The 23,936-nt window shown below is 68.6% G+C and carries 18 protein-coding genes; 12 read left to right on the top strand and 6 right to left on the bottom strand.

Annotation, left to right across the window (positions count from 1 at the left end; genetic code table 11):
* Positions 1-261: 261 nt before the first annotated feature.
* Complete coding sequence (locus VGF12_RS20830; RefSeq protein ID WP_331177964.1) at positions 262-1,002, bottom strand: PEP-CTERM sorting domain-containing protein; 741 nt, start codon at positions 1,000-1,002, stop codon at positions 262-264.
* A 576-nt stretch (positions 1,003-1,578) separates the two neighbouring features.
* On the opposite strand from VGF12_RS20830, the gene VGF12_RS20835 reads away from it, so the two are divergent.
* Genes VGF12_RS20835 through VGF12_RS20845 form a run of 3 tightly spaced genes read left to right on the top strand, consistent with a single transcriptional unit; the run spans position 1,579 to position 5,571 of the window.
* Positions 1,579-3,924: a hypothetical protein gene (locus VGF12_RS20835; RefSeq protein WP_331177965.1), complete on the top strand. Its 2,346-nt coding sequence runs from the start codon at positions 1,579-1,581 to the stop codon at positions 3,922-3,924.
* Positions 3,925-3,941: 17 nt separating this feature from the next.
* A complete protein-coding gene (locus VGF12_RS20840; RefSeq protein WP_331177966.1) occupies positions 3,942-4,706 on the top strand; it encodes a hypothetical protein in 765 nt (254 codons plus the stop codon).
* Positions 4,707-4,740: 34 nt separating this feature from the next.
* The gene (locus VGF12_RS20845) at positions 4,741-5,571 is read left to right on the top strand and encodes a PEP-CTERM sorting domain-containing protein (RefSeq protein ID WP_331177967.1); all 831 of its coding nucleotides are present in this window, start codon (positions 4,741-4,743) and stop codon (positions 5,569-5,571) included.
* Between the two features lie 18 nt (positions 5,572-5,589).
* Here VGF12_RS20845 and VGF12_RS20850 read toward each other — a convergent pair whose 3' ends face one another.
* The 3 genes from VGF12_RS20850 to mfd all read right to left on the bottom strand — a co-directional run bounded on the left by VGF12_RS20850 (position 5,590) and on the right by mfd (position 10,551).
* Positions 5,590-6,306, bottom strand: a complete 717-nt coding sequence (locus VGF12_RS20850) for a substrate-binding periplasmic protein (RefSeq protein ID WP_331177968.1) — start codon at positions 6,304-6,306, stop codon at positions 5,590-5,592.
* On the bottom strand, positions 6,303-7,013 hold the full coding sequence (serB, locus tag VGF12_RS20855; protein ID WP_331177969.1) for a phosphoserine phosphatase SerB: 711 nt from the start codon (positions 7,011-7,013) through the stop codon (positions 6,303-6,305). Before serB ends, VGF12_RS20850 begins: the two co-directional genes overlap by 4 nt.
* A gap of 70 nt (positions 7,014-7,083) precedes the next feature.
* Complete coding sequence (mfd, locus tag VGF12_RS20860; protein ID WP_331177970.1) at positions 7,084-10,551, bottom strand: transcription-repair coupling factor; 3,468 nt, start codon at positions 10,549-10,551, stop codon at positions 7,084-7,086.
* A gap of 120 nt (positions 10,552-10,671) precedes the next feature.
* On the opposite strand from mfd, the gene VGF12_RS20865 reads away from it, so the two are divergent.
* The 6 genes from VGF12_RS20865 (at position 10,672) to VGF12_RS20890 (ending at position 19,876) form a co-directional block, all read left to right on the top strand.
* Positions 10,672-12,438, top strand: a complete 1,767-nt coding sequence (locus VGF12_RS20865; protein ID WP_331177971.1) for a DUF885 domain-containing protein — start codon at positions 10,672-10,674, stop codon at positions 12,436-12,438.
* Positions 12,439-12,557: 119 nt separating this feature from the next.
* The gene (locus tag VGF12_RS20870; protein WP_331177972.1) at positions 12,558-13,058 is read left to right on the top strand and encodes a hypothetical protein; all 501 of its coding nucleotides are present in this window, start codon (positions 12,558-12,560) and stop codon (positions 13,056-13,058) included.
* Between the two features lie 155 nt (positions 13,059-13,213).
* Positions 13,214-14,545 (top strand): MFS transporter, encoded by a 1,332-nt coding sequence (locus VGF12_RS20875; RefSeq protein WP_331177973.1) that lies wholly within the window; start codon positions 13,214-13,216, stop codon positions 14,543-14,545.
* Positions 14,523-16,355, top strand: a complete 1,833-nt coding sequence (locus VGF12_RS20880; protein ID WP_331177974.1) for a sensor histidine kinase — start codon at positions 14,523-14,525, stop codon at positions 16,353-16,355. The genes VGF12_RS20875 and VGF12_RS20880 overlap by 23 nt, the downstream gene beginning before the upstream one ends.
* Positions 16,356-16,370: 15 nt before the next feature.
* Positions 16,371-17,738 carry a sigma-54 dependent transcriptional regulator gene (locus VGF12_RS20885; RefSeq protein ID WP_331177975.1) on the top strand — a complete coding sequence of 456 codons (1,368 nt, stop codon included), beginning with the start codon at positions 16,371-16,373 and terminating at the stop codon, positions 17,736-17,738.
* Between the two features lie 116 nt (positions 17,739-17,854).
* Positions 17,855-19,876 carry a PEP-CTERM sorting domain-containing protein gene (locus VGF12_RS20890; protein ID WP_331177976.1) on the top strand — a complete coding sequence of 674 codons (2,022 nt, stop codon included), beginning with the start codon at positions 17,855-17,857 and terminating at the stop codon, positions 19,874-19,876.
* 95 nt (positions 19,877-19,971) lie between these two features.
* On the opposite strand, the gene VGF12_RS20895 is transcribed toward VGF12_RS20890, so the two are convergent.
* Together VGF12_RS20895 and VGF12_RS20900 are read right to left on the bottom strand one after the other, a co-directional pair.
* Positions 19,972-20,571 carry a chalcone isomerase family protein gene (locus tag VGF12_RS20895; RefSeq protein WP_331177977.1) on the bottom strand — a complete coding sequence of 200 codons (600 nt, stop codon included), beginning with the start codon at positions 20,569-20,571 and terminating at the stop codon, positions 19,972-19,974.
* Positions 20,572-20,672: 101 nt separating this feature from the next.
* Positions 20,673-21,710: an RNA methyltransferase gene (locus VGF12_RS20900; RefSeq protein WP_331177978.1), complete on the bottom strand. Its 1,038-nt coding sequence runs from the start codon at positions 21,708-21,710 to the stop codon at positions 20,673-20,675.
* Positions 21,711-21,797: 87 nt separating this feature from the next.
* Here VGF12_RS20900 and VGF12_RS20905 point away from each other — a divergent pair, with 87 nt between their 5' ends.
* The 3 genes from VGF12_RS20905 to VGF12_RS20915 form a co-directional block, all read left to right on the top strand.
* Complete coding sequence (locus VGF12_RS20905) at positions 21,798-22,547, top strand: class II aldolase/adducin family protein (RefSeq protein WP_331177979.1); 750 nt, start codon at positions 21,798-21,800, stop codon at positions 22,545-22,547.
* Between the two features lie 36 nt (positions 22,548-22,583).
* Positions 22,584-23,531 (top strand): bestrophin family protein, encoded by a 948-nt coding sequence (locus tag VGF12_RS20910; protein ID WP_331177980.1) that lies wholly within the window; start codon positions 22,584-22,586, stop codon positions 23,529-23,531.
* 7 nt (positions 23,532-23,538) lie between these two features.
* The coding region (locus VGF12_RS20915; RefSeq protein WP_331177981.1) for a 2-C-methyl-D-erythritol 4-phosphate cytidylyltransferase at positions 23,539-23,936 on the top strand (398 nt) is incomplete at its 3' end.

Raw genomic sequence — 23,936 nt, forward strand, 5'->3', positions numbered from 1 at the left:
GGAGCACCATCCGTGCCAGGGTGTTTAAGTGATTGTTGGTAAAGGAAAAATTAGCTTTCAAGGGATATTTCTGTCGCAGGGCTGTCAAGCTTTTCGACATCCCTCGAATAGATGCTCCCGGCGCGCCGCCGGGGGGCAACGCAACGCGTGCCGAGGCGACGCCGGACGGTCAACGCAGGGGCGGCGACGCCGGCCTGCGGCTGACAGACCCATGAAAAACGGCGGCCCGCAGGCCGCCGTCTTGATGCTCAGGGGCGGGGATCAGGTGCGGCGACGACGCACAAGACCCAGACCCAGCAGCGTGGAGGCGACGAGCGCCAGGCTGGTCGGTTCGGGCAGCGTGCGGACCACTTGCTCCTTGGTGCCGATCGTGAAGCTGTCGAAGGCGAAGACGTCGCCCGAGCCCGTGGTCGACAGGAAGCGGATGCTGTTGAATTCCTCGGCAGCGTTTTCGGCGATGAAACCGAAATACAGGATGCTGCCGTCGGCGACGTTCGCCGCCGCCGTGGGGACGTCCAGCGTGGCGACGACATTGCCGTTGTTCGACAGCTGCAGCTTCAGAGTGCCTTCAAAGTCACCCATGTCGATGCCATAGAAACCGAAGGCCGCCAGCGCGTTGCTGAAATCGACCTGGAAGGGGCTGTTGCCGCCTGCATTGACTTCCCAGTAGTTCGTGCCACCCGGCACCGAGTAGCGGCCAAAGCCGTTCGAGGCGCCGACCGCATTGCTCGAGACGCTGCCCGAGCCATTCAGCGTGGCGGTGCCAGCAGCGCCGAAGTCCAGGGTCAGCGGGGCAAAGCCGCTGCGCGACTCAAAGTTCTCGGTGCCGACGCCGCTGAGGTTGCTCTTGAAGCTGGCTTCAGCAGCCGACGAGTTCGTGGATGCCACCTGAACCTCAGGATTGCCGTTGGTGTCGATGCCCGTGAAGAGAAGATAGGCATTCGCCGGGCCGACGGCCATCAGGGCGGCGGCACTGGCGAGGGTGGTGAGGAGTTTGCGCACGGGTCTCTTTCTTGAAAGTGGAATTCCGGACCCCTCAATGCACAAGTTATGCCATGCCGCTTAAGTCACTGTCGTAGAACAGAAAATTGAATTTCAAGGGATATTTCTGTCTGCGAGCTGTCAATCTTTTCGACATGCCTCCAGCAGGTCGACGTGCCCTGCGGGACGACAACGCTGCCCGCGGGTTCGCCCCGCCCCGCGGATCGGTGCCCTCCGGGATTGCCCGGCGTTGACCCGAAAATCAAAAAACGAAACACTGTTCCAACTGCTCGCTGAGCCGCAATCACCGACCGGTCGCCACCGGGTGGCCGGGATTGCGACAGCCGACGCAGCGCGGTGCGCCTGCTGCGCCCGCTCAGCCTTCTGACGCCCGAGCGAGCCGGTGCCGCGCGGGCGACCAGTGCCCCTTCGGCCTGCCGCCGATGCCCCGTCCCCGACTGCTGAAGCGCTGCGCGCCCGACCCCTGACGGATCGGGGGCCGGGCGGCTCGCGCCTGCCCGGGAGGCAGGGCCTCGCGAAGGGGCGGCATACCTACACACAAATCGCGCGTCGCCAAGGCGCGCCCGGAGACATGCCATGACCTCAAGAATGCCCAGGCGCGGCCTGCTGGCTTCGTCCATCTCGCTCGGCCTGCTGGCCTGCGGTGGCGGCCAGGACAGCACCGCCGACTTCGCCACCATCCAGTCCAGCGAGCAGACCACGGCCAGCCGCGCCGACGCCAGCGGCACAGTTGCAGCGGATACCGTGACGGCCAGGATCCAGGCTGCGCGCGACCCGCGGCCGATCACGCCGGCGCCCGTCCCCGTCATCGACGCCGTCAGCCTGACCGACACCACGGCCCCGCTGCTGTTCGACGTGGGCACCCGCACCTATGCCGCGCCGACCACCATCGGTGGCCTGCACAACCCGAACAACTACCGCGCCGCGCCGCAACTGCCGGCCTGGCAGTTCGCCACCGTCGACCCCACCAACGGCGTGCTGAGCTTCGAGCGCGAGACCGCGCCGGATATCGGCTGGCACGGCAGGTCGCGCGCCGGCAAGGTGCTCGTCACCGGCGGCGCATCGGCTGCGGCCGACCGCGTCTACACCGTCTTCAACAAGGAGCAGCTGCTCGCCGCGCTGCGGGAAGCTAAGAACCAGCCCAAGATCATCCGCATCGTCGGCCACATCGACTTCCGCTGGCGCGACAACAACACGGTGTTCGAGGAGTACACCGGCTTTTTGGACCAGAAGAACGGCGGCTCCTTCTCCATCCCGTCGAACACCACGCTGGTCGGTATCAACGACAGCAACGGCCGCCCGGCGCGCATCACCGGCACGCAGATCCTGATCGGCATCGAGGCCGCGCTGACGCCCGGCGGCAGCCCGGAGGCCGACTTCAAGGCCTGGGTGGCGGCCGGCAAGGACCCTGAGCTGTATCCGACCTGGACGCGCAACATCATCGTGCGCAACCTTGCCATCGACACGCCCTGGGACGTGAATCCTGAGGACAGCGACAACGCCTACATGGACGGCGTGACCATCACGCGCGGCCAGCAGATCTGGTTCGACCACGTGACCATCAGCGACGGCGACACGCCGGAATCGCTGGCGAGCGACACCCGCCACGATGGCGCGCTGGACATCGTTCGCGGCAGCGACTACGTCACCGTGTCAAACAGCATCTTCACCAAGCACCACAAGAACAGCTTGGTCGGCAACGGTGACTCCGGCCGGGCCTGGAGCGACGCCGGCCGGCTGCACGTCACGTTGACGGGCAACTGGTGGGACCACGCCTACAGCCGTCTGCCGCTGGTGCGCTTCGGCCAGCTGCACATGTACAACAACCTCGTCGCGGGCAGCACGACGACCAGCGACAGCGACAGGAAGTTCGGCTCGGGCCTGGACGTCCGCTACCAGTCCGACGTGATCTCGGAGAACAACTTCTACGAGTTCACCGGGCTCAAGCCGAGGGAGGTCTGCGGCAAGCTGGCAGGTGGCAAGGATGCGATCAGTTTCCGCAGCAGCGGCCATCGTTTCATCAGCGACAAGGGCGACGACGGCAAGGCGATGACCTCGGTCATCGACGTCGAGCTGCAGGGCTGCGACAGTCTGCCCGTCAAGCAGAACTGGGTGCCGCCCTACGCCTACACGCTGCGCAGCGCCGACACGGTGCGCGATGCCATCCGCACCACGTCCGGTGCAGGCCGCCTGGGTCTGTTCGCGACGCAAGGCCCGGCACCGGCGCCGCTGCCCGGCTCGCCCGCGCCCAGCCCGTCGCCGTCTCCCTCGCCGTCGCCTTCCCCCGCTCCGGCCCCGGCGCCGGTGCCCAACCCGCCGCCCTTGATCCCCGGCACGGCCTGCACTGTGACGCTACCCTGCAGCGACGGCGGCGGTGAACAGGTGCTGAGTCCGCTCGTCACCGTGGCCGTGCCGGCGGCGGCTTATGTCCAGGAGACCGGCACCTACACGCTGTCGGGTGCCGGTGTCATCAACTCCGGCAGCCCCTACACGTTCAATTTCAAGTACACGGCGCTGACAGGCGACTTCACCTTCACGGCCCGCCTGGTCAATCAGGGCGGCAGCGCCGACTCGGCCCGCGCCGGCATCGTCGCGGCCGATGGTTTGAGCGGCGCACCGGTCTACGCCTGGACGGCGCGCTATTCGTCCACCGGTGAGATCCGCGCCGCGACCAATGGCAACAACCGCTCCAACCTCAGCGGCTTCGCCAGCTCGACGCCGCCGGTCTGGGTGCGCATGCAGCGTCGCGGCAACGCCGTGTACTCGTCCGCGTCCACCGACGGCGTGACCTGGGCCGAGAAGACCAACCTAAGCGTGACCGGCACGACGCTCTACGTCGGCCTGGCGCTGTCCTCGGGCAGCAACGGCGCCGTCGTCACCGCCGATTTCGACAACGTGACCATCGTCGGCGGCGGCCGCTGATGCACAAGGAGACAACCATGAAGTTCAAACGTCAACTCCTGGCCACCCTGCTGTGCGGTGGCCTCTCCCTCAGCCAGGCCTGGGCCGGCGCGACGCAGGAGGTTTCCTACAGTGCCCTGACGGCGACGACCACGGTCACTTTCAGCGAGCTCGTTGCCCAGCCCTTCGACAGCGTGCTGATCGATGGCCTGCTGAGCAGTGGCGGGGTGCTGTTTGGCGAGCGCTTCGCCGGCCAGGAACTGGCCGTGGCCAAGGCGCCCAGGCCAGGTGCGATCGCGCAAGACTGGTTCGACGACCTCAGCTTCGGCAGCCCCACGGCCGGCCTGACGCTGCTGGCCGGTGCGGCTGGCGCCAACCTCGGCGCCTACCACTACGGTGACGCCGACGGTGCCGCGCTGACCGGCATCGGGCCGCAGAACACGGACGGCAGCGATCCGTTCGGCTTCGGCGCGATCTCGGCACGCTTCACGTCCTCCGTCTCGGCCCTGGGCCTGCAACTGCGCGACACCGACGGTGGGGCCATCACGCTGAGCTTGTACCGCGATGACGGCAGCCTCATCGAGGCCGTGGACCTCAGCGGCCGCAGCGACGGCTTCTACGCCTTCGCCCGCACTGGCGGCGCGGCCGACATCGCCGGCTTCACGCTGACCCACCGCGACAGCTACTACGGCATCGCAATCGACAACCTTGTGCTGGCCACGCCGGTGCCCGAGCCGGCCAGCGCCGTGCTCGCCCTGGGCGGCCTGCTGGTGCTTGCGGTCGCACGCCGGCGCGCGCGTTGATTCCCTCCCCCTGACGATCCCAAGGAGACAAGCCATGAACAAGTTCCTGACTCTGGCCGTCCTGGCCGCCGCGTCCATCGGCAGCGCGCAGGCCGCCGGCACGACGCTGGCCAACGGCGATTTCGCCTTCACCGGCCTGAACGTCAACACCACGGTGGGCGGCTGGTCCTTCGTGACCTTCGTCGACATCAACGCCGGCACGACGATCTACTTCACCGACACCAACGTGCTGCAGACCTCGACGGCCAGCGGCGTGTTCTCCACCACCCCCGAGACCTTCTGGTCCTGGACGGCCAGCGCCAACGTGGCGGCCGGCACCTCGGTTGCGTTGCTGGGCACGGGGGCCACCGGCCAATACACCGCCAAGTCCGGCGCGGCGGGTGGCACGGCCAATGGCACGGTCGCCAACCTGAATGGCGGCACGTCGAACCTCTCCAGTGGTGGCGACGTGCTGTATGCCTACCAGGCCGCTTCGTATGCGACCAACTACCAGCCGGGCGCCATCACCTTCCTCGGCGCGATCAGCAACCGCGCAGCGCCTTACGCGACGTCCGACAATCCCTTTGTCGCGACGGGCCTGAGCGGCATCCAGGTGCGCGAGTTCCGCGGCAGCGTGGACACCCGCTATACGCAGTTCACCGCGCAGACCACCACCCTCGACACGCCTTTTGCGTCCATGGCCGAACTGAAGGCTGCACTGGCAGAAGGGGCGAACTGGACGACGATCGCCTCGTCAACGTCGACGCCCATCGTGTCCGACGTGCTGGCCGTAACGGCGGTGCCGGAGCCCGAAAGCTACGCGCTGATGCTGGCCGGCCTCGCGGCCGTTGGTGGCCTGACGCGCCGACGCCTGGCAAATCGCTGAGCGGGCGGGGCCCGACGGTCAGCGGTAGCGCGCGAGGATGCGCTCGACGCTGCCATCGCGCACCATGTCCCTGACGGCCTGGTCCAGCTGCTGCAGCGGCAGCTCGTGCGCCCGTGTGAAGGCGCAGTGGGTGCGATACGGGGAGGTCTGCAGCGCGGCCTTCAGGCCATCCCCGGGCTGCAGCTTGTTGTGGTACTCGAGCGTGATCCTCTCGGTCAGCGCGTAGTCCACGCGGTGGGCGGCCAGCTTGCGCAGGTTGATCAGCATGCTGGGCGCATCGTCCCGCACGAACTGCGCGCCCAGCGCGCGCTCGAACTGCGGGTAGCGGTAGGCGTACACGGTGCCGAGCGGCAGTCCGGCCAGCTGCTGCAGACTGACGACCGCCGGCGCCTGTGGATGGGCGGCCACCACGCCGACATGCTCCAGCACCGGCGGACTCCAGTGGAAGTCGCCGTCTATCCAGTCGCGCGCGACGTAGCAGACGCCGTCCGCGGTGCCTGCCGCAAGCACCTGCGAGACGCGGCGTGGCGGGACCGGCACGTACTCGATCTCGCGCCCCAGGCGCGCGGCGATGTGGTCGCTGATGTCCTTGACGATGCCTGCCGTCAGGTGGCCCTGCTCGAAGCGGCCGAAGGGCATCGCGTGGTTCATCGGTGCGATGAAGCGCAACGGCGGCTGTGCGGCGTGGACCTGCCAGGGCAGGGCGCAGGCCAGCAGCAGCGCCGCCGGCCTCATGGCCTGACGACCTCCAATAACCGGTCCAGTCCGCCTTCGTTGATCGCCACCATGGCCTGCTCGCGGACCTTGGGCTTGGCCCGATAGGCCACGGACAGCCCGGCCGCTCCCATCATCGGCAGGTCGTTGGCGCCGTCACCGACGGCCATCGCCTGTTCGGAGGAGCAGCCGACGCGGGCACAGCAGTCCAGCAGCATCAGCCGCTTTTGCTCGCCGTCGCAGATGTCGCCCCAGTCCTGCATGACGAGCCGGCCGGTGAGGGCGCCGTCCACGATCTCCAGCTCGTTGCTGCGCACGAAGTCCATGCCCAGCTCGGCCGCGACATGACGTGTGAAGTACGTGAAGCCGCCGGACACCAGCACCAGCTTCAGGCCCTGAGCCTTCAGGGCCGCGCACAGCTCTCGGGCGCCGGGGTTGAAGGTCAGCCGCTCGGCCAGCACGCGGTCCAGCACCGTGGCCGGCGTACCCGCCAGCAAGGACAGACGGCGGCGCAGGCTGTCCTTGAAGTCGGTGATTTCGCCGCGCATCGCGGCTTCGGTGATGGCGGCCACCTGTTCGCCCTTGCCGGCCATCGCGGCGATCTCGTCGATGCACTCGATGGCGATCAGCGTCGAGTCCATGTCGAAGGCGGCGAGCTTGAAGAACGACAGCGGCGGCAGCGTGGGGCCGGTCCTGACGACGAGGCCGGCGAGAGCGGTGGAGGTCACGAGGGCAGGGTGAAGCGGGAACAGTTGCCCATTATCCCGATGACGTCTGCTCGCACCCACCGCCGCCCGGCTAGCCAGCCTTCACCGGTTGCCCCAGCAGCCGCAGCACCTCGCGCACCGCCTGGGCGCGGTCCTGCGGGCTGGACAGTGCCTTCTCCACGCGCAGCTTCTCGTTGCCGACCAGCTTGATGTTGCGGTTCTTCTGCACCAGCTCGATGACGCGCATCGGGTCGATCGGCGGGTTGGGGCGGAAGTTGATGTTGATGATGGAGGGCGCCGCGTCGACCTTGATGACGCCATAGGGCTTGGCCAGCACGCGCAACCGGTGTAGATCAAACAGCGTTTGACCCTGCGTGGGCAGCTTGCCGAAGCGGTCGGTGATCTCCTCCAGCATCGTGTCGATCTGCTCGGGCTTCTCGGCTGTCGCCAGGCGCTTGTACAGGCTCAGGCGCACCTGAACGTCGCCGCAGTAGGCGTCGGGCAGCAGCGCGGGCGCGTGCAGGTTGATCTCGGTGTTGGTGGAGAACGCGCCGGTGGGCGACAGCAGGTCGGGCTCACGGCCGCTCTTGAGCGCGCGGACGGCCTCGTTCAGCATGTCGTTGTAGAGCTGGAAGCCGATCTCCATCATGTTGCCGCTCTGGTTGTCGCCGAGCACCTCGCCGGCGCCGCGGATCTCCAGGTCGTGCATCGCGAGGTAGAAACCGGACCCCAACTCCTCCATGGCCTGGATGGCGTCCAACCGCTGGGTGGCTTGCTTGGTGAGGCCCTGAATGTCCGGCACCATCAGGTAGGCATAGGCCTGGTGGTGGCTGCGGCCGACGCGGCCGCGCAACTGGTGCAGCTGGGCCAGGCCGAACTTGTCAGCGCGGCTGATGACGATGGTGTTGGCGCTGGGCACGTCGATGCCGGTCTCGATGATGGTGGAGCACAGCAGCAGGTTGTGCTTGCCCTGCACGAACTCGCGCATGACGCGCTCCAGCTCGCGCTCCGGCATCTGGCCGTGCGCCACGACGATGCGCGCCTCGGGCAGCAGCTCCTCCAGCTTCTGGCGCCTGTTCTCGATGGTCTCGACCTCGTTGTGCAGGAAGTAGACCTGGCCGCCGCGCTTGAGTTCGCGCAGTACCGCCTCGCGGATGGTGCCGCTGCTTTCGGCGCGCACGAAGGTCTTGATCGCCAGCCGTCGCTGCGGCGCGGTGGCGATCACCGAGAGGTCGCGCAGACCTTCGAGCGCCATGCCGAGGGTCCGCGGGATGGGCGTCGCGGTCAGCGTCAGCACGTCGACCTCGGCACGCATGGCCTTCATCGCCTCCTTGTGGCGCACGCCGAAGCGGTGTTCCTCGTCGATGACCAGCAGGCCCAGCCGGTTGAACTTCACCTCGGCAGACAGCAGCTTGTGCGTGCCGACGACGATGTCGATGCTGCCGTCGGCGATGCCTTCCATCGCCACCTTGATCTCCTTGGCCGAGCGGAAGCGGCTCATCTCCGCGACCTTGACCGGCCAGGCGCCGAAGCGATCGGCGATGTTCTGGTAGTGCTGCTCGGCCAGCAGCGTCGTGGGCGCCAGGATGGCGACCTGCTTGCCGCCCATCACCGCGACGAAGGCGGCGCGCAGCGCCACCTCGGTCTTGCCGAACCCCACGTCGCCGCAGACGAGGCGGTCCATGGGCTTGGGGCTGATCATGTCCTGGATGACCGCGTGGATGGCGGCGCGCTGGTCTGGCGTCTCCTCGAAGCCGAACGACGCGGCGAAGGCTTCGTAGTCGTGCCCCGAGTAGCGGAATGCATGACCCTCGCGTGCGGCGCGGCGTGCATACAGGTTCAGCAGCTCCGCGGCGGTGTCGCGAACCTGCTCGGCGGCCTTGCGCTTGGCCTTCTCCCATTGGCCGCTGCCCAGCTTGTGCAGCGGCGCCTCCTCCGCCGAGACGCCGGTGTAGCGGCCGATCAGGTGCAACTGCGCCACCGGCACGTACAGCGTTGCCTTGTCGGCGTATTCGAGATGCAGGAACTCGCTCTTCTGGCCGTCGCCGAGGTCGATGTTCACGAGCCCCTGGTAGCGCCCGATGCCGTGGTTGATGTGCACGACCGGATCGCCTACCTTCAGCTCCGACAGGTCCTTGATCAGCGCGTTGACGTCGCTGACTTGCTCCTGCTTGCGGCGCCGACGCGTCGTGGGCGTCGTCGCGAACAGCTCGGTCTCCGTGATCAGCTGCAGCGGCCGGGCCGGGTCGTGCCAGAAGAAGCCGGCGGCCAGCGGCGCGGCAGTGATGGCGTACTTCTCGTCGCCTTCCCAGAACTCGGCCAGACTGGCGACCGAAGGGGGATCGATCTTGTGGTCGCGGAGCTGCTCCAGCAGGCTCTCGCGGCGGCCCTCGCTCTCGGCCAGTAGCAGCACGCGGTGCGGTGTGGCCTTCAGGTGTGCCTCCAGGCGGGCCAGCGGTTCCTGAACGCCGCGCTCGACGCTGACGTCGGGCAGCGGTCGCGCGAACTCCACCGGTTCGTTGCCGCGCACGGAAAGCACCGCATGCGGGTGGGTCAGGCCGAAGAACTCCTCCGTCGTCAGGAAGATCTCGCCGGGCGCCAGCAGCGGCCGCTCGGGGTCATGCTGCAGAAAGCGGTGGCGCTCCCTGGTGTCGGTCCAGAAGCGCTGGATGGCCTCGTCCACCTCGCCGTGCAGTGCCAGGCCCGCCTGGGTGCCGAGGTAGTCGAACACCGACGCGGTCTGCTCGAAGAAGATCGGCAGGTAGTACTCGATGCCACCGGATGCGATGCCCTCGCCGATGTCGCGGTAGATGCGCGCCTTGGTTGGGTCGCCCTCCATCTTCTCGCGCCAGCGGTTGCGGAAGGCCTTGCGCGCGGCCTCGTCCATCGGGAACTCCCGACCCGGCAGCAGGCGCACGTCGGGCACCGGGTAGAGGCTGCGCTGGCTGTCGGGGTCGAACACGCGGATGGAGTCCACCTCGTCGCCGAACAGGTCCACGCGGTAGGGCACGTTGGAGCCCATCGGGAACAAGTCGATGAGGCCGCCGCGCACCGCGTATTCGCCGGGCTGCACGACCTGGCTGACATTCGTGTAGCCGGCCAGCGTCAGCTGCGCGCGCAGTGAGGCCTCGTCGAGGCGCTGCTTTTGCTTGAAGTTGAACGTCGTCGCGGCCAGGAAGCTGGGCGGCGCGAGGCGCGTCAGCGCCGTCGTCGCCGGCATCAGCACGACGTCGATAGTCTTGGTCTTCTTCGCCTGCAGCAGCTCCCACAATGTCGCCAGCCGCTCGGAGATCAAGTCCTGATGCGGGCTGAAGCTGTCGTAGGGCAGGGTCTCCCAGTCCGGGAAAACGGCCACCTTCAGCTCCGGCGCAAAGAACTTCAGCTCGTCCTCGAGCCGCTGCGTGTCGCCCGGCTCTGCGGTGAAGATGGCGGCCAGCCGGCCGGCATCGCGCTGCTGCTGCACGAAGCGCGCGAGCAGCAGCGCGTCGGCCGAGCCGAGGGGACGGGAGTGGGTGAACTTCTTGCCCGGCTGGATGACCGGCAGCGAGGGGAGCGTCATGCGGACCTACAAACGACAACAGCCCCGGAGCGGGGCTTGGGGGAATTCTAGGTAAGCCATGCCCTTTGGCTGTTCGTCAGGGTCATGGCTAGCATTCGCCACCATCCAACTGGAGACTTCATGCGCCGTCGCCTTGCCCTGAGCCTGCTTGCCGCGAGCCTGCCTGTCTGGGCCGCCCCTACCGAAAGCGAACGTTTCCACCAGTGGCTTGATGCCCAGTGGGAGCTCACCCTGCAGCGCCAGCCGGTGCTGGCCACCTCGCTGGGCGATCCGCGATACAACGACCGCCTCATCGACACGACGACGGCCGCCTACCGCGCCCGGGCCAAGCGGGAACTGCAGCAGACGCTGAAGGGCCTGACCGCCTTCAACAAGGACAAGCTGGAGCCCAAGGACCGCGTCTCCTACAGCATCCTCAAGCTCGACCTGGAGCAGGACCTGGCCGCTGAACGCTTCCCTGACTGGATGCAGCCCATCAGCCAGATTGGCGGCCTGCCCAGCTTCCTGGCCCAGATGGGCACGGGCCAGTCCATTCAGCCCTTCAAGACGACCAAGGACTACGACGACTGGCTCAAGCGCCTGGCCCTGGCCGTGCCCCTGCTGGACGGCACCATCGCCAACATGCGAGATGGCCTCAAGGCCGGCGTGACGCAGCCCAAGGCCGTCATGGAGAAGGTGCTGCCGCAGCTGACGGCCATGGCGGTGGCCGATCCCGAGAAGAGCCTGTTCTGGGGGCCGATCAAGAGCTTCCCCGATACCGTGCCGGCCTCGGACCGTGAGCGCATCACCGCCGCGATGCGCAAGCTGCTGGCGGAGCAGGTCCTGCCCGCGTATGCCCGGCTGCAGGCCTTTGTGCGCGACGAGTACGTGCCCAAGGCGCGCGCGAGCACGGCCTGGGCGGCCCTGCCCGACGGCAAGGCCTGGTACGCCCAGCGCGTGCGGCAGTCGACCACCGTGGCGCTGACGCCCGACGAGATCCACGAGATCGGCCTGAAGGAGGTCGCGCGCATCCTTGGCGAGATGGAGGGCGTGAGGAAGCAGGTGGGGTTCCCCGGTGACCTGAAAGCCTTCTTCAAGCATTTGCAGGACGACCCCAAGTTCTACTTCAACAAGCCGGAGGAACTGCTCGCCGGCTACCGGGATCTGCAGAAGAAGATCAATAGCCTGACGCCCAAGCTCTTCGACATCCAGCCCAAGGCCGACTACGAGGTGCGCGAGGTCGAAGCCTTCCGTGCCGAGAGCGCCGCAGGAGGCTCCTATCAGAGCCCGTCCTCCGACGGCTCCCGCCCCGGCGTCTTCTATGTCAACACCTTCAACCTGAAGGCCCAGCCCATCTTCGGCATGGAGACACTGTCGCTGCACGAGGCGTCGCCGGGCCACCATTTCCAGATCTCCATCGCGCAGGAAGACAAGGCTCTGCCCAAGTTCCGCCGCTACGGCAGCCACTACACCGCCTATGTGGAGGGCTGGGCGCTGTACGCCGAGAGTCTGGGCAAGGAGCTGGGCCTGTTCACCGACCCCTACCAGTGGTACGGACGCCTGTCCGACGAGCAGCTGCGCGCGATGCGCCTCGTCGTCGACACCGGCCTGCATGCCAAGGGGTGGACGCGCGAGCGCGCCATCCAGTACATGCTGGACAACTCTTCCATGGCCGAGAGCGATGTCGTCTCCGAGGTCGAACGCTACATCGTCTGGCCCGGCCAGGCGCTGGGCTACAAGATCGGCCAGTTGGAGATCACCAAGCTGCGCGCCGAAGCGGAAGCAGCGCTCGGACCGAATTTCGACCTCAGGGGCTTCCACCGCGTCGTGCTGACGGCCGGCCAGGTGCCGCTGCCGGTGCTGCGCGAGCTGGTGCAGGACTGGGTGGCCAAGCGCAAGGCGGGGTGAGGCGGTCGTCGGCCGGATCAGCAGCCTGTCCCAGCCGTTGTGCAGCCCGTCGCCATCGCGTGGCGGGCATGGCAGGCGTTGCGTAGCGTCAGGCCCGACCGCCACACTCAGGAGAGTTCATGACCCCGCGCCACAGCCTCGCCGTCCTGGCCTTCGTGCTGATCTCCTCCACGGCCGCGGCCGACGGGGACTTCAGCCTGGGCGTCGAGGGCCACAGCCGCACGGAGGCCACCGATGTGGGCCTGCCGGTCTATGCCGGCGCCGTGCCGTTCAAGGACGGTGACGACGACAAGTCTGCCGTCACGTTGGGTGCCTGGGCCGGCAAGTTCGGGTTGAAGGTGGCGGCGCTGAAGTTCCGCGCCGCCACGTCCACCGAGCGCGTGGCCAGCTTCTACGCCAAGGAGCTGGCCCGCTACGGCGACGTGCTGGACTGCCGGGACCCGGCCGCCCGCGTGAAGCCTCCCAAGGACTCCGACAGGCTCAGCTGCGACAGCCACGAGCCCAAGGCCGGCGACTATGAGTACCGTGTTGGCACGGCCCGCAACTTCCGTGTCGTCAGCGTGCGACGCGACGGCGAGGGTGCTCGCTTCGACATGGCCCGGGTCGACTTGCGGTTCTGAGCGGCGATATTTCGCCGCTGGCGGCGCTTTGCCGCTTCCGGTGGCGAAAAACCGCCGATTTCGCGCCTGGGCCTGACGCTCCACCCTGGGGCAGGGGCGCGCACGGACTTGGCACGCAAGCTGCTCATCCTGGGGCACATAACCCAGGAGACACCATGTCTGCGATCCATCCCGGCAGCGCCGCAGCGCCTGACCCCATCGACCTCAAGCGCGTCAAGGCCATCTTCATCGGCTCCATCGGCAACCTCGTCGAGTGGTACGACTTCTACTGTTACGCGGCCTTCTCGCTGTACTTCTCGTCGGCCTTCTTCCCGTCCAGCGATCCGGTGGCTCAGTCCATGTCCACCGCGGCCATCTTCGCGCTGGGCTTCTTCATCCGCCCCATCGGCGGACTGCTGTTCGGCTACATCGGGGACCGCCACGGCCGGCGCCTGGCGCTGATGACCTCGGTGATGCTGATGTGCGGCGGCTCGCTGCTGATCGCCTGCTCGCCCACCTACGCCTCAGTCGGCGTCTGGGCGCCGGTCATCCTGCTGATCGCGCGGCTGCTGCAGGGCCTGAGCCTGGGCGGCGAGTACGGCTCCAGCGCGACCTACCTGTCCGAGATGGCCACCTCGAAGCACCGGGGCTTCTATTCCAGCTTCCAGTACGTGACGCTGATCGGCGGCCAGCTGACGGCGCTGGTCGTGTTGCTGGTGCTGCAGAACTTCGTGCTCGACACCGCCCAGCTGAAGGCCTGGGGCTGGCGCATCCCGTTCTTCATCGGCGCGGCACTGGCCATCGTGGCGCTGATCATGCGTTCCGACCTGCCCGAGACCAAGGCCTTCGAGGCCCAGCGCAGCAAGCACGGCAAGGACCGCATGGGCGGCTTCAAGCTGTTGATGCAACACCCGCGCGAATGCCTGATCGTCATCGGCCTGACCATGGGCGGCACGCTGGCCTTCTACGTCTACACCACCTACATGCAGAAGTTCCTGAAGCTGTCGGTGGGCCTGACGGACGGGCAGACCACGGCCGTCTCCGCCGCCAGCCTGGTGTTTGCCGCGCTGCTGCAGCCGCTGTACGGCGCGCTGTCGGACCGCATCGGCCGCAAGCCGCTGCTGCTGGGCTTCGCCATCCTGGGGACGCTGTTCACGGTGCCGCTGCTGACTGCCATTCGCCACGCGCAAGGCCCGTGGGAAGCCTTCGGCCTGATCGCCTGCGCCTGGCTCATCGTCAGCGGCTACACGTCCATCAATGCTGTCGTGAAGGCCGAGCTGTTTCCGGCCTCCATCCGCGCCACGGGCGTGGGCGTGCCGTACGCCATCGCGGTGTCGGTGTTCGGTGGCAGCGCCGAGTACATCGCGCTGTGGTTCAAGCAGCAGGGCATGGAAAGCGGCTTCTATTGGTACGCTACCGCGGTGATCGCCTGCTCGCTGCTTGTCTACCTGTTGATGCGTGACACGCGCCGGCATTCGAGGATCGATGCCGAAGCCGCCCAACACTGAAGACGCCACCGCCGCCCGCCGCCGCTGGCGACGCAGCCTCGCGCTGCTGCTGGGGGTGCTGCTGGGCGGCGCCGCCGTGGCCTTTGGCGCTTGGCGGCTGTCGCTGGACCTGGCGCTCGCGCAGACCCAGGACGACGCCCAGCGCCACCTGCGCTTCGTTGCCCACGAGCTGACGGGCGCGCTCGACAAGTACGAGGCCGTGCCCCAGGTGCTGGCCCGCCACCCGGCGCTGGCCGGGCTGCTGGCCCAGCCGGCGTCCCCCACCCGGGTGGCCGAGGTCAATGCGCTGCTCGTTGACGTGGCGCGCGACGCCGCCGCGGCGGCCATCTTTCTCATCGACGCCAACGGCCAGACCCTGGCCTCCAGCAACTGGCGCGACGCGCAGACCTTTGTGGGCCAGAACTACGCCTACCGACCTTACTTCCGCGACGCGATGGCGAGCGGGGGCGGGCATTTCTATGCCCGGGGATCGACGACCGGCACCCCCGGCTACTTCATCGCCCACCGCCTCGACCAGGCCGCGGGCGTCGTCGTGCTGAAGGTGTCGCTGGACGAGATGGAATCCAACTGGGCGCGCAGCGCCGGTGACCTGATGCTGGCCGACGCTCGCGGCGTCGTCTTCCTCGCCAGCCGTCCCGAGTGGAAGTACCGCACGCTGCGCCCGCTCACCGCCGCCGCACGCGCAGAGCTGCACGAGACGCAGCAGTATGGCGACCTGCCGCTGGCCTCGCTGGTGCGCGAGCCTACGCGCGCGTCAGACGATCTGCGCGTGGAGCGGGTGGGCACGGCCACCGCGCGGCTGCGCGCGCTGGTCACCGAGCAGCCCGTCGAGGGCCGCGGCTGGACGCTGTTGTCCTTCACCGAGATCCGCGGTGCCGAGCAGATCGCCGCTGGCCGAGCCTGGGCCGCGGCGCTGGGCTGGGTGTCGCTGCTGCTGCTGCTGGCCTATCTGCAATTGCGCCGCCGCCGCGCGCGCGAGCGCCTGGCGGCGCAGGGCGAGCTGCGCGCCGCCTATGGCAGCCTGGAAGCGCGCATCGCCGAGCGCACACAGGAGCTGCAGGCGCGCGTGGACGAGCTGCGCCGCACCGAACGCACGCTGCGTGCGACGCAGGACGAGCTCGTGCAGGCCGGCAAGCTGGCCGTGCTGGGCCAGATGGCGGCCAGCATCACGCACGAGATCAACCAGCCCCTGGCGGCGCTGCGGGCGCTGAACGACAACGCCCGCGTGTTCCTGGAGCGCGGCATGCAGGCCGACGCCGAGGGCAACCTGGAGGCGATCGACAACCTCACGCAGCGCATCGCCGCCATCGTGGCCCAGCTCAAGGGCTTCGCGCGGCGCGACGAGCTGCGCGTGCAGCCCGTGCCGGTGGTGACCGCGTTCCAAGCCGCGGTGGCCCTCGTCGGCGCCGAGGCGCGCCGTCAGCGGGTGGTGCTGGCCTGCCCGCCGGTGCCCGAAGGCCTGGCCGTGCTGGGCCAGCAGGTGCGCGTGGAGCAGGTGCTCGTCAACCTGCTGCGCAACGGCATCGATGCGAGCGCGGAGCAGGGCGGCGGCACGGTCGTGCTGCAGGCGGAGGTCGATGCCGCGGCCGGCCAGGCGCTGCTGCGCGTGACCGATGACGGCCCGGGCCTGAGCGACGACGTGCAGGCGCGCCTCTTCGAACCCTTCTTCACCACCAAGCGGCGGGGCGAGGGGCTGGGTCTGGGCCTGTCCATCTCCGCCTCCATTGCCAACGCCCTGGGCGGTTCGCTGCAGGGCGGCAACCGCGAGGGCGGCGGCGCACAGTTCACGCTCAGGCTGCCGCTCGCCTGATCGCCGGACAATTACATGATGGCCTGGACCGAATCCGTTGATGTGCTGCTCGTCGAGGACGACGAGCATGTCCGCCTGGCCACCGCGCAGAGCCTTCGCCTGGCCGGGCTGCAGGCCCGGGCCGTCGATTCCGCGGAGTCCGCACGCGCCTGGCTGCAACCGGGCTTCGCGGGCGTCGTCGTCTGCGACGTGCAACTGCCCGGCGACAGCGGCCTCGTGCTGCTGCATGCGCTGCGCGAGCAGGACCCCGAGCTGCCCGTCATCCTGGTCACCGGCCACGGCGACATCGGGATGGCGGTGGAGGCCATGCGAGACGGTGCCTGGGATTTCATCGAGAAGCCCTTCTCGGCCGAACACCTGGTCGAGGTCGTGCGCCGCGCGCTGGCGCAGCGTCGGCTGGTGCTCGAGAACCGCCGGCTGAAAGCCCAGCTTGGAAGCGGGCCGGCAGACGGCCTGCGGGGCGCCAGCGCGGCGATGGAGCAGGTGCGTACGCTGATCAACACGCTCGGCCCGGCCCGCGTGGACGTGCTGATCCACGGCGAGACCGGCACCGGCAAGGAGGTCGTGGCCCGCGCGTTGCACGCGGCCAGCGGCGCGCGCGGCCCGTTCGTCGCGATCAACTGCGGTGCGTTGCCCGAGAGCGTGTTCGAGTCCGAGATCTTCGGCGCCGAGGCCGGTGCCTACACGGGTGCCAACAAACGCCGTATCGGCAAGCTGGAGTTCGCGGGTGACGGCACGGTCTTCCTCGACGAGATCGAGTCCATGCCCATGGCCCTGCAGGTCAAGATGCTGCGCGTGCTGCAGGAGCGCAGCGTGGAGCGCCTGGGTGCCAACACGGCCCAGCCGCTGGCATGCCGCATCGTCGCCGCGACGAAGGTGGACCTGCTGGAGCTGGCCAAGGAGGGGCGCTTCCGCGAGGATCTGTTCTACCGCCTGGACGTCGCCAGCATCGCGCTGTCGCCGTTGCGCCAGCGCCGTGAGGACATCCCCGTGCTGCTGAGCCACTTTTGTGCCCAGGCCGGCGAGCGCCTGCAGCGCCCGGTGCCCGCCTGGAGCGGCGCCCAGCTCGCAGCCTGGCAGGCGCGCGACTGGCCGGGCAACGTGCGCGAGCTGCGCAACTTTGCCGAGCGCTGGGTGCTGGGTCTCGTCACCGAGCCGGCCCTGCCGGCGCTGCCCGCCGCGAGTGCCGAGCCCACGGCCTTGCCGCAGGCGCCCCTGGACGAGGCGCTGGCATCGGTCGAGCGCCAGTGGATCGTGGAGGCGCTGCGGGAGAGCGGGGGCAACATCGCCAAGGCCGGCGAGCGCCTGGGCCTGGCGCGCAAGACGCTGCACGATCGCATCCGCCGTCTCGGGCTGGACGCCGACGCCTACCGCAGCGCCTGATCCGCCGATGTGACGTGGCGATGAAATCGGCGCCCGCGCAGGGGCCCCGGTTGCGTGGTGCACGGCGGTGGGCTGCGTCGATAACGTGGCGGGCTTTCACCCGCCCTGCGCCCACCATGTTGCTTCGTTCCGCCTCGATCGCTTCCGTCCGCCGCTGGCACCCCATCGCGCTGGCCTGCCTGGCCGCGGTGCAGCTGTCGGCCCAGGCCGCCAGCTTCTCGATCACCGGTTCGTCCAGCACGGCGCAGAGCCTCGGGGCCTCGCAGACTGGGAGCGTGGCTGCCGGTGGCTCGCTGGCCGTGTCGGGCTCCACGGTCGCGGTGACGGTCACCGGCAACAACGCCAGCCTCACCAACCTTGGCAGCATCACGCAGACGGGAACGGGTCGCGTCATCCGCGACAACACCGGCGTGACCGGCCTCGTCATCACCAACGGCAGCACGAGCAACGCCACCGCGCTGATGCGGGCGGCCGACGCGGATGTCATCCAGATGAACAAGAGCCCGGCCAGCGTGGTGCTGCACAACTACGGGCAGATGATCTCGCTGAACGCGTCAGCGGCCGGCAACCAGGTCGTGGATTTCAACGCCATTGCCAGCGGCAGCAACATCGTCAACAACTACGTTGGCGCCTTCATGCAGTCCCATGAGGCTGACGCGGTGCGGCCGGGCGTCAACGGCGTCGTCAACAACTGGGGCACCATCCAGTCGATCACGACAACGGGCTCCAGCAGCGACGGCATCGACGGTCAGGCCAACACCGGCATCCAGATCATCAACGCCGGCATCGTGCAAGGCGGCCGCCACGGCATCACCGGCGGGCAGGACACGGCCGCGCTGTCACACACGATGTCCATCACGAACAACGTGGGCGGCATCATCCAGGGTGACAACGGCTCGGGTCTGAATCTGGACGGCTTCAACGGCCTGCAGGTCGTGACCGTCTACAACGCCGGCACCATCATCGGCCGCGGCGTCACCGGCGACGGTGATGGCTTGGACGTTGACGGCGTCGTCATGCTCACCAACACGGCCACGGGCGTCATCCGCTCGGCCAACTCGTTCAGCGCCGTGGCTTCGGGCCTGGCCTACAGCGAAGGCCTGTCGGTGGGCGGCGGCACCATCACCAATGCCGGCCTCATCGAAGGTCTGGTGGCCACCGGCAACAGCAACGCCGTCGGCCGCGGCATTTCGCTGGTCGGCAACGACATCACCAGTGGCGTCAACGCTGGCCAGCGCGAGGCCATTTACGCAAACGCTGTCATCGTCAACCAGGCCGGCGGCGTCATCCGCGGCCAGAGCGATGCTGCCATCTACGCCGGTGGTCTGAACGGCAGTGGCCGCACGGTGCGCATCCACAACGATGCCGGCGCGACGGTGCTGGGCGGTGCCGGCAGTGCCGCCGTCGTCGTCACGAACGACTATGCGACGACCCTGGTCAACTACGGCCTGATCGACGGCAGTGCCAGTGGCAAGGCCATCCAGCTTGGCAGTGGCCAGAACAGCATCACCATCGCCGGTGGCCAGGCCCAGGTACTGGGCAGCATCGACGGTGGTTCGGGTGGCGCCAACAGCCTGCGCATCGACCCTGGCGCCGGCCAAAGCTTCTCCCACGCATCATCCCTGTCGAACTTCGCCGTCGTGGAGATCGCCAGCGGCCGCGTCGTGTTGAGCGGCGAGAGCCACTACAGCGGCAAGACCGTCATCGCCAGCGGCGCGACGCTGGAGCTGGCTGGCGCCCACCGCCTGGATGCCGCCGGCGCGCTGGAACTGGCCGGCGGCCAGTTGGTGCTGGGCGGTGATCAGAGCTTCGCGACGCTGGTGCTGAGTGCCAGCTCCACCATCGCCCTCGGCAGCTCGACGTTGAGCTTCGGCGCGCTGGGCGACATCGCCGCCGGCGCCACGCTGGCCGTCACCGGCGGTGGCGAGCACGCGCTGCGCTTCACTGGCAACCAGCTTGGCGAGGCCAGCTTCCAGAGCCTGCTGGCCGGCCTGACCATCAACGGCGTGCACGCCACCGCATCCTTCGATGGCGTCTACACGGGCATCAGCGCCGTGCCCGAGCCGGCCACGGTGCTGATGCTCGCCCTGGGTCTGGCGGTGCTTGCCTTTAGGCGCCGGGCAGCGTTGCGCGGCTGAAGGCGGGGCTGGGGCCAGCCACGCCTTCCGACTCGCGGGCCGGGTGGCCCGCGGTACGCATGAGACCGGGCACGACGCCGGCCCTCGGTCGCGCCTTAGTCCTTGCCGCCATCCAGCAGCGCATCGCGCAGCTGCGTGTCGGCCGGCGATTCGCCGAACCAGATGCGCAGCACCAGTGTGAAGAACTCGTCGTCGCCGACGGGTTCGCCCTGGGCCTGGCCCTGGATGTAGAACTGGGTGCCCTTGCCCGGCACGAAGTCCATCGCGAAGGTGTCGCCGGGGGCCAGCTTGGGCTTGCCCGAAAAAACCTCGATGAGCCGGGTCGTGGCCAGCGCATGGCGGGTCATCTGCTGGCTGGGCGTGTTGTCGGCCATGCCGCGCAGGAAGAGCCGCCCCAGGTCCGTGCCCTGCAGCTCGCGCAGCGCCGTGAACTGGATGCGCTTGGGCCCGGGCAGCGCCAGCACCTCCGTCCGCGTGGTGGCGCGCTGGGTGGTGTACAGGGCCATGTCGTAGGCCTTGAACACCAGCCGCACCCGCGTGCCCTTGCCGTTGAGCTGCAGCGTACTGCCGCCGAGCTGGGCCGTCGGTTCGAACTTGTGCACCGTCGTGGCGGCCCCGGCCTGCAGGCACAGGGCCGTGCCGGCGATCAGGGGGGCCAGGCGCAGGCGTGTCGCCAGCGTTCGAAGCTGTTTCATGTCTCCTCCAGGGAATGTCTGCTCGCGTCATCGACGCGGCTGGTGCATTCTGCGGGGCGCGGGGGCGATGCTTGTCGCCGATTGCGGTGGCTAAGCCCTCGTCAGGTGTGAATTCTGACCACCCGTGCGGACCGGCCTACGGCCTCGCGGGCACGCAGCTGGCCGCAGCCGCCCTCGACGTCCTGGCCCGCGGAATCGCGCAGCTTCGTCAGCACGCCACGGCCGCAGAGCTCGGTGGCGATGGCCCGGGCGCGCTCCCAGCTGGGCCGAGAGAAGGGCAGGCCCGGTGCGCTGTTGAAGGGGATCATGTTCAGCAGACCGTAGCGGCCCTTGAGCAAGCGCACGACGCCATCCAGCTCCTCGTCGCCGTCGTTGATGCCCTCCAGCAGCGTCCACTGGTACTGGATCGGGTAGCCGCTGGTGCGGCCATAGGCGTCGGCGGCCTCGACGAGCTGCTCGGGTGTGAGCCGCGGCGCGCGCGGCAGCAGGCGCTCGCGCTTGGCGGCGTCCGTCGTGTGCAGCGACAGGGCCAATGCGGGCTTCACCTCGGCTGCGTTCAGCGCGGCGAAGGCGCGCTCGTCGCCCACCGTCGAGAACACCAGCTGCTTGTGCGCGAAGCCGCCTTCGCGGCCCAGTAGCGTGATCGCTTCGAGCACGTTGGCCAGGTTGTGCGAAGGCTCGCCCATGCCCATGAAGACCACCTTGCGCAGCTTCGGGTTCTTCCGCCGTGCCATGACGACTTGGGCCACGATCTCCGCGCTGCCCACCTGGCGGATCAGCCCTTCGGTGCCCGTCATGCAGAACTGGCAGCCCACGGCGCAGCCCACCTGGCTGGACACGCAGACGCCGTCGCGCGGCAGCAGCACGGTCTCCACGGTCTGGCCGTCGGCGAGGCCCAGCAGCAGGCGGGCCGATTCGCCATCACCCCCCGCATGCTCGCTGCGCAGCGTCACCAGGCCGTCCACCTCGGCCATCAGCCCCGGCAGCGCCTCGAACACGGCCTTGGGCAGCCAGCCCAGCAGGGGCTGCTTGCCGGCGTCCAGCGGGAGGGCCTGCACCCAGTGGCGCAGCACGCGGGATTCATGGGCGGGATTGGCGCCCAGCGCGCGCAAGCGCTGGCGGAAGTCGGAGATGAGCATGACCCCGTGATTGTCCCCGCAGCCGCCCAGGCGACATCGCGCGTCAGGCTCGAGGGCTATCCTGGCCCCACGACTCCGGGAGACACCATGGCCCAATCCGTCCACATCAGCCCCGAGGAATGGGCTGTCCGCTGCGACCTTGCCGCGCTCTATCGCCTCGCGGCGCTGCACGGCTGGGATGACCTCATCTTCACCCACATCTCGGCGCGTGTGCCCGGCCCCGAGCATCACTTCCTGATCAATCCCTACGGGATGATGTTCGAGGAGATCACGGCCAGCAGCCTCGTGAAGGTGGATGGCGCCGGCGAGAAGGTTGCGCCCAGCACCTACGACGTCAACCCCGCCGGATTCATCATCCACAGCGCCGTGCACGGGGCGCGCGAGGACGCCCGCTTCGTCATGCACCTGCACACGGTGGCGGGCGTGGCGGTCAGCACGCAGCGCGAGGGCCTGCTGCCGATCTCGCAGCACAGCCTCTTTCCGTTGGCCTCGTTGAGCTATCACGACTATGAAGGGGTGGCGCTCAATCCCGAGGAGAAGGCGAGGCTCGTCGCTGACCTCGGTGGCACTTCGCTGATGATTCTGCGCAACCATGGCCTGCTGACGCTGGGCCACAGCGCGGCCGACACCTTCCTCAAGATGTTCATGCTGCAACGGGCCTGCGAGATCCAGGTCGCCGCCCAGGCTGGCGGCGGCGAGTTGGTTCGCATTCCGGCGCCCATCCTCGCCGGCGTGCGCGCTGCGGGCGAGAAGGTCATGCGCGGCAGCGGTGCCGAGCTGGCCTGGCCGGGCCTGCTGCGCCGGCTGGCGCGCCAGAACCCCGGCCACGACGACTGAGGCGCGCCGGGCCGGGCGGCCGTCGACAATGGGGACATGATCGTCCGCGACCGCCCTTCGGCCCTGCAGCTCTTCTTCGTACTTCGCGGCTCCATCCTGGGCCGCATCCGCGGCGTGTTGTTGGCCAACATCCTGCTGGCCGTCCTGGTCACCGTTGCGCACCGCGCGCTGGCCAGCCATAACGCGGTGCTGGTCTCGACCATCCCGTTCACGCTGATGGGCCTGCCGCTGGCCATCTTCCTCGGCTTTCGCAACAGCGCCTGCTACGACCGCTTCTGGGAGGCGCGCAAGCTCTGGGGCGAGCTGCTGCTGCGCTCGCGCAATCTGGCCCGCCAGGCCATGCACCTGATCGACCTTCCGGCCCCCGTGGCGGACCCCCGCGACCTGACCGATGTACGCGTGCGCCTGGTGCTGCGCGCGCTGGCCTTCAGCATCAGCCTCAAGCAGTTGCTGCGCGACCAGCCCGCCGATCCGACCGCGCTGGAAGGTCTGCTCCTGCCCGCTGAGCACGAAGCACTGGGCCGCGCGCGCAACCGGCCGGCGACATTGATGATGGCCATGGGCGCCGATCTGGCGCTATGCCGTCGCGTCGGCCAGCTCGACAGCCTCCGTGAGGTGCAGATGGACTCCACGCTGTCTGCGTTGACCGCTGCGGCGGCCAGTTGCGAGCGCATCAAGAACACGCCGCTGCCGTTCTCCTATGCGTTGTTGCTGCACCGCACCGCCTACCTCTATTGCTTCCTGTTGCCTTTCGGCATCGTGGACGCCATCGGGCTGATGACACCGCTGGTCGTCGCCATCGTCGCCTACACCTTCTTTGGCCTGGACACCCTGGGCGATGAGATCGAGGAGCCGTTCGGCATCCAGGCCAACGATCTGGCGCTGGACGCGATCTGCCGCGGTATCGAGATCGACCTGCGCGAGGCACTGGGCGACCCGGCACCCCCGCCGGCGCTGCAGCCGGTGGACTACCTGCTGCTTTAATGCCGCCATGAACACAGACGCGCGCAGCCCGCGCTGCTATGCCCTGGTGCCGGCTGCCGGCATCGGCGAGCGCTCCGGCGCCGGCATCCCCAAGCAGTACGTCGAGATCGCCGGCCGGCCGCTGCTGGCCCACACGCTGGCCGCGCTGGCGGCGGTGCCGCGCATCGTGCAGACGCTCGTGGTGCTATCGCCGGCGGACGACCGTTTCGAGACGGCGCTGCCCGGCCATGCCGGCTGGGTCGCCCGCGTGGGCGGCGCCAGCCGCGCCGAGAGCGTGCTGGGCGGCCTGGCGGAGCTGCGCCGACGCGGCGCGGGCGACGACGACTGGGTGCTGGTGCATGACGCGGCACGCTGCCTGCTGCGGCCCGAGTGGGTCGATGCCCTCATCGATGCCTGCGAGCACGA

The organism is Roseateles sp., from assembly GCF_036404855.1.
Lineage (GTDB): Bacteria > Pseudomonadota > Gammaproteobacteria > Burkholderiales > Burkholderiaceae_C > Pelomonas.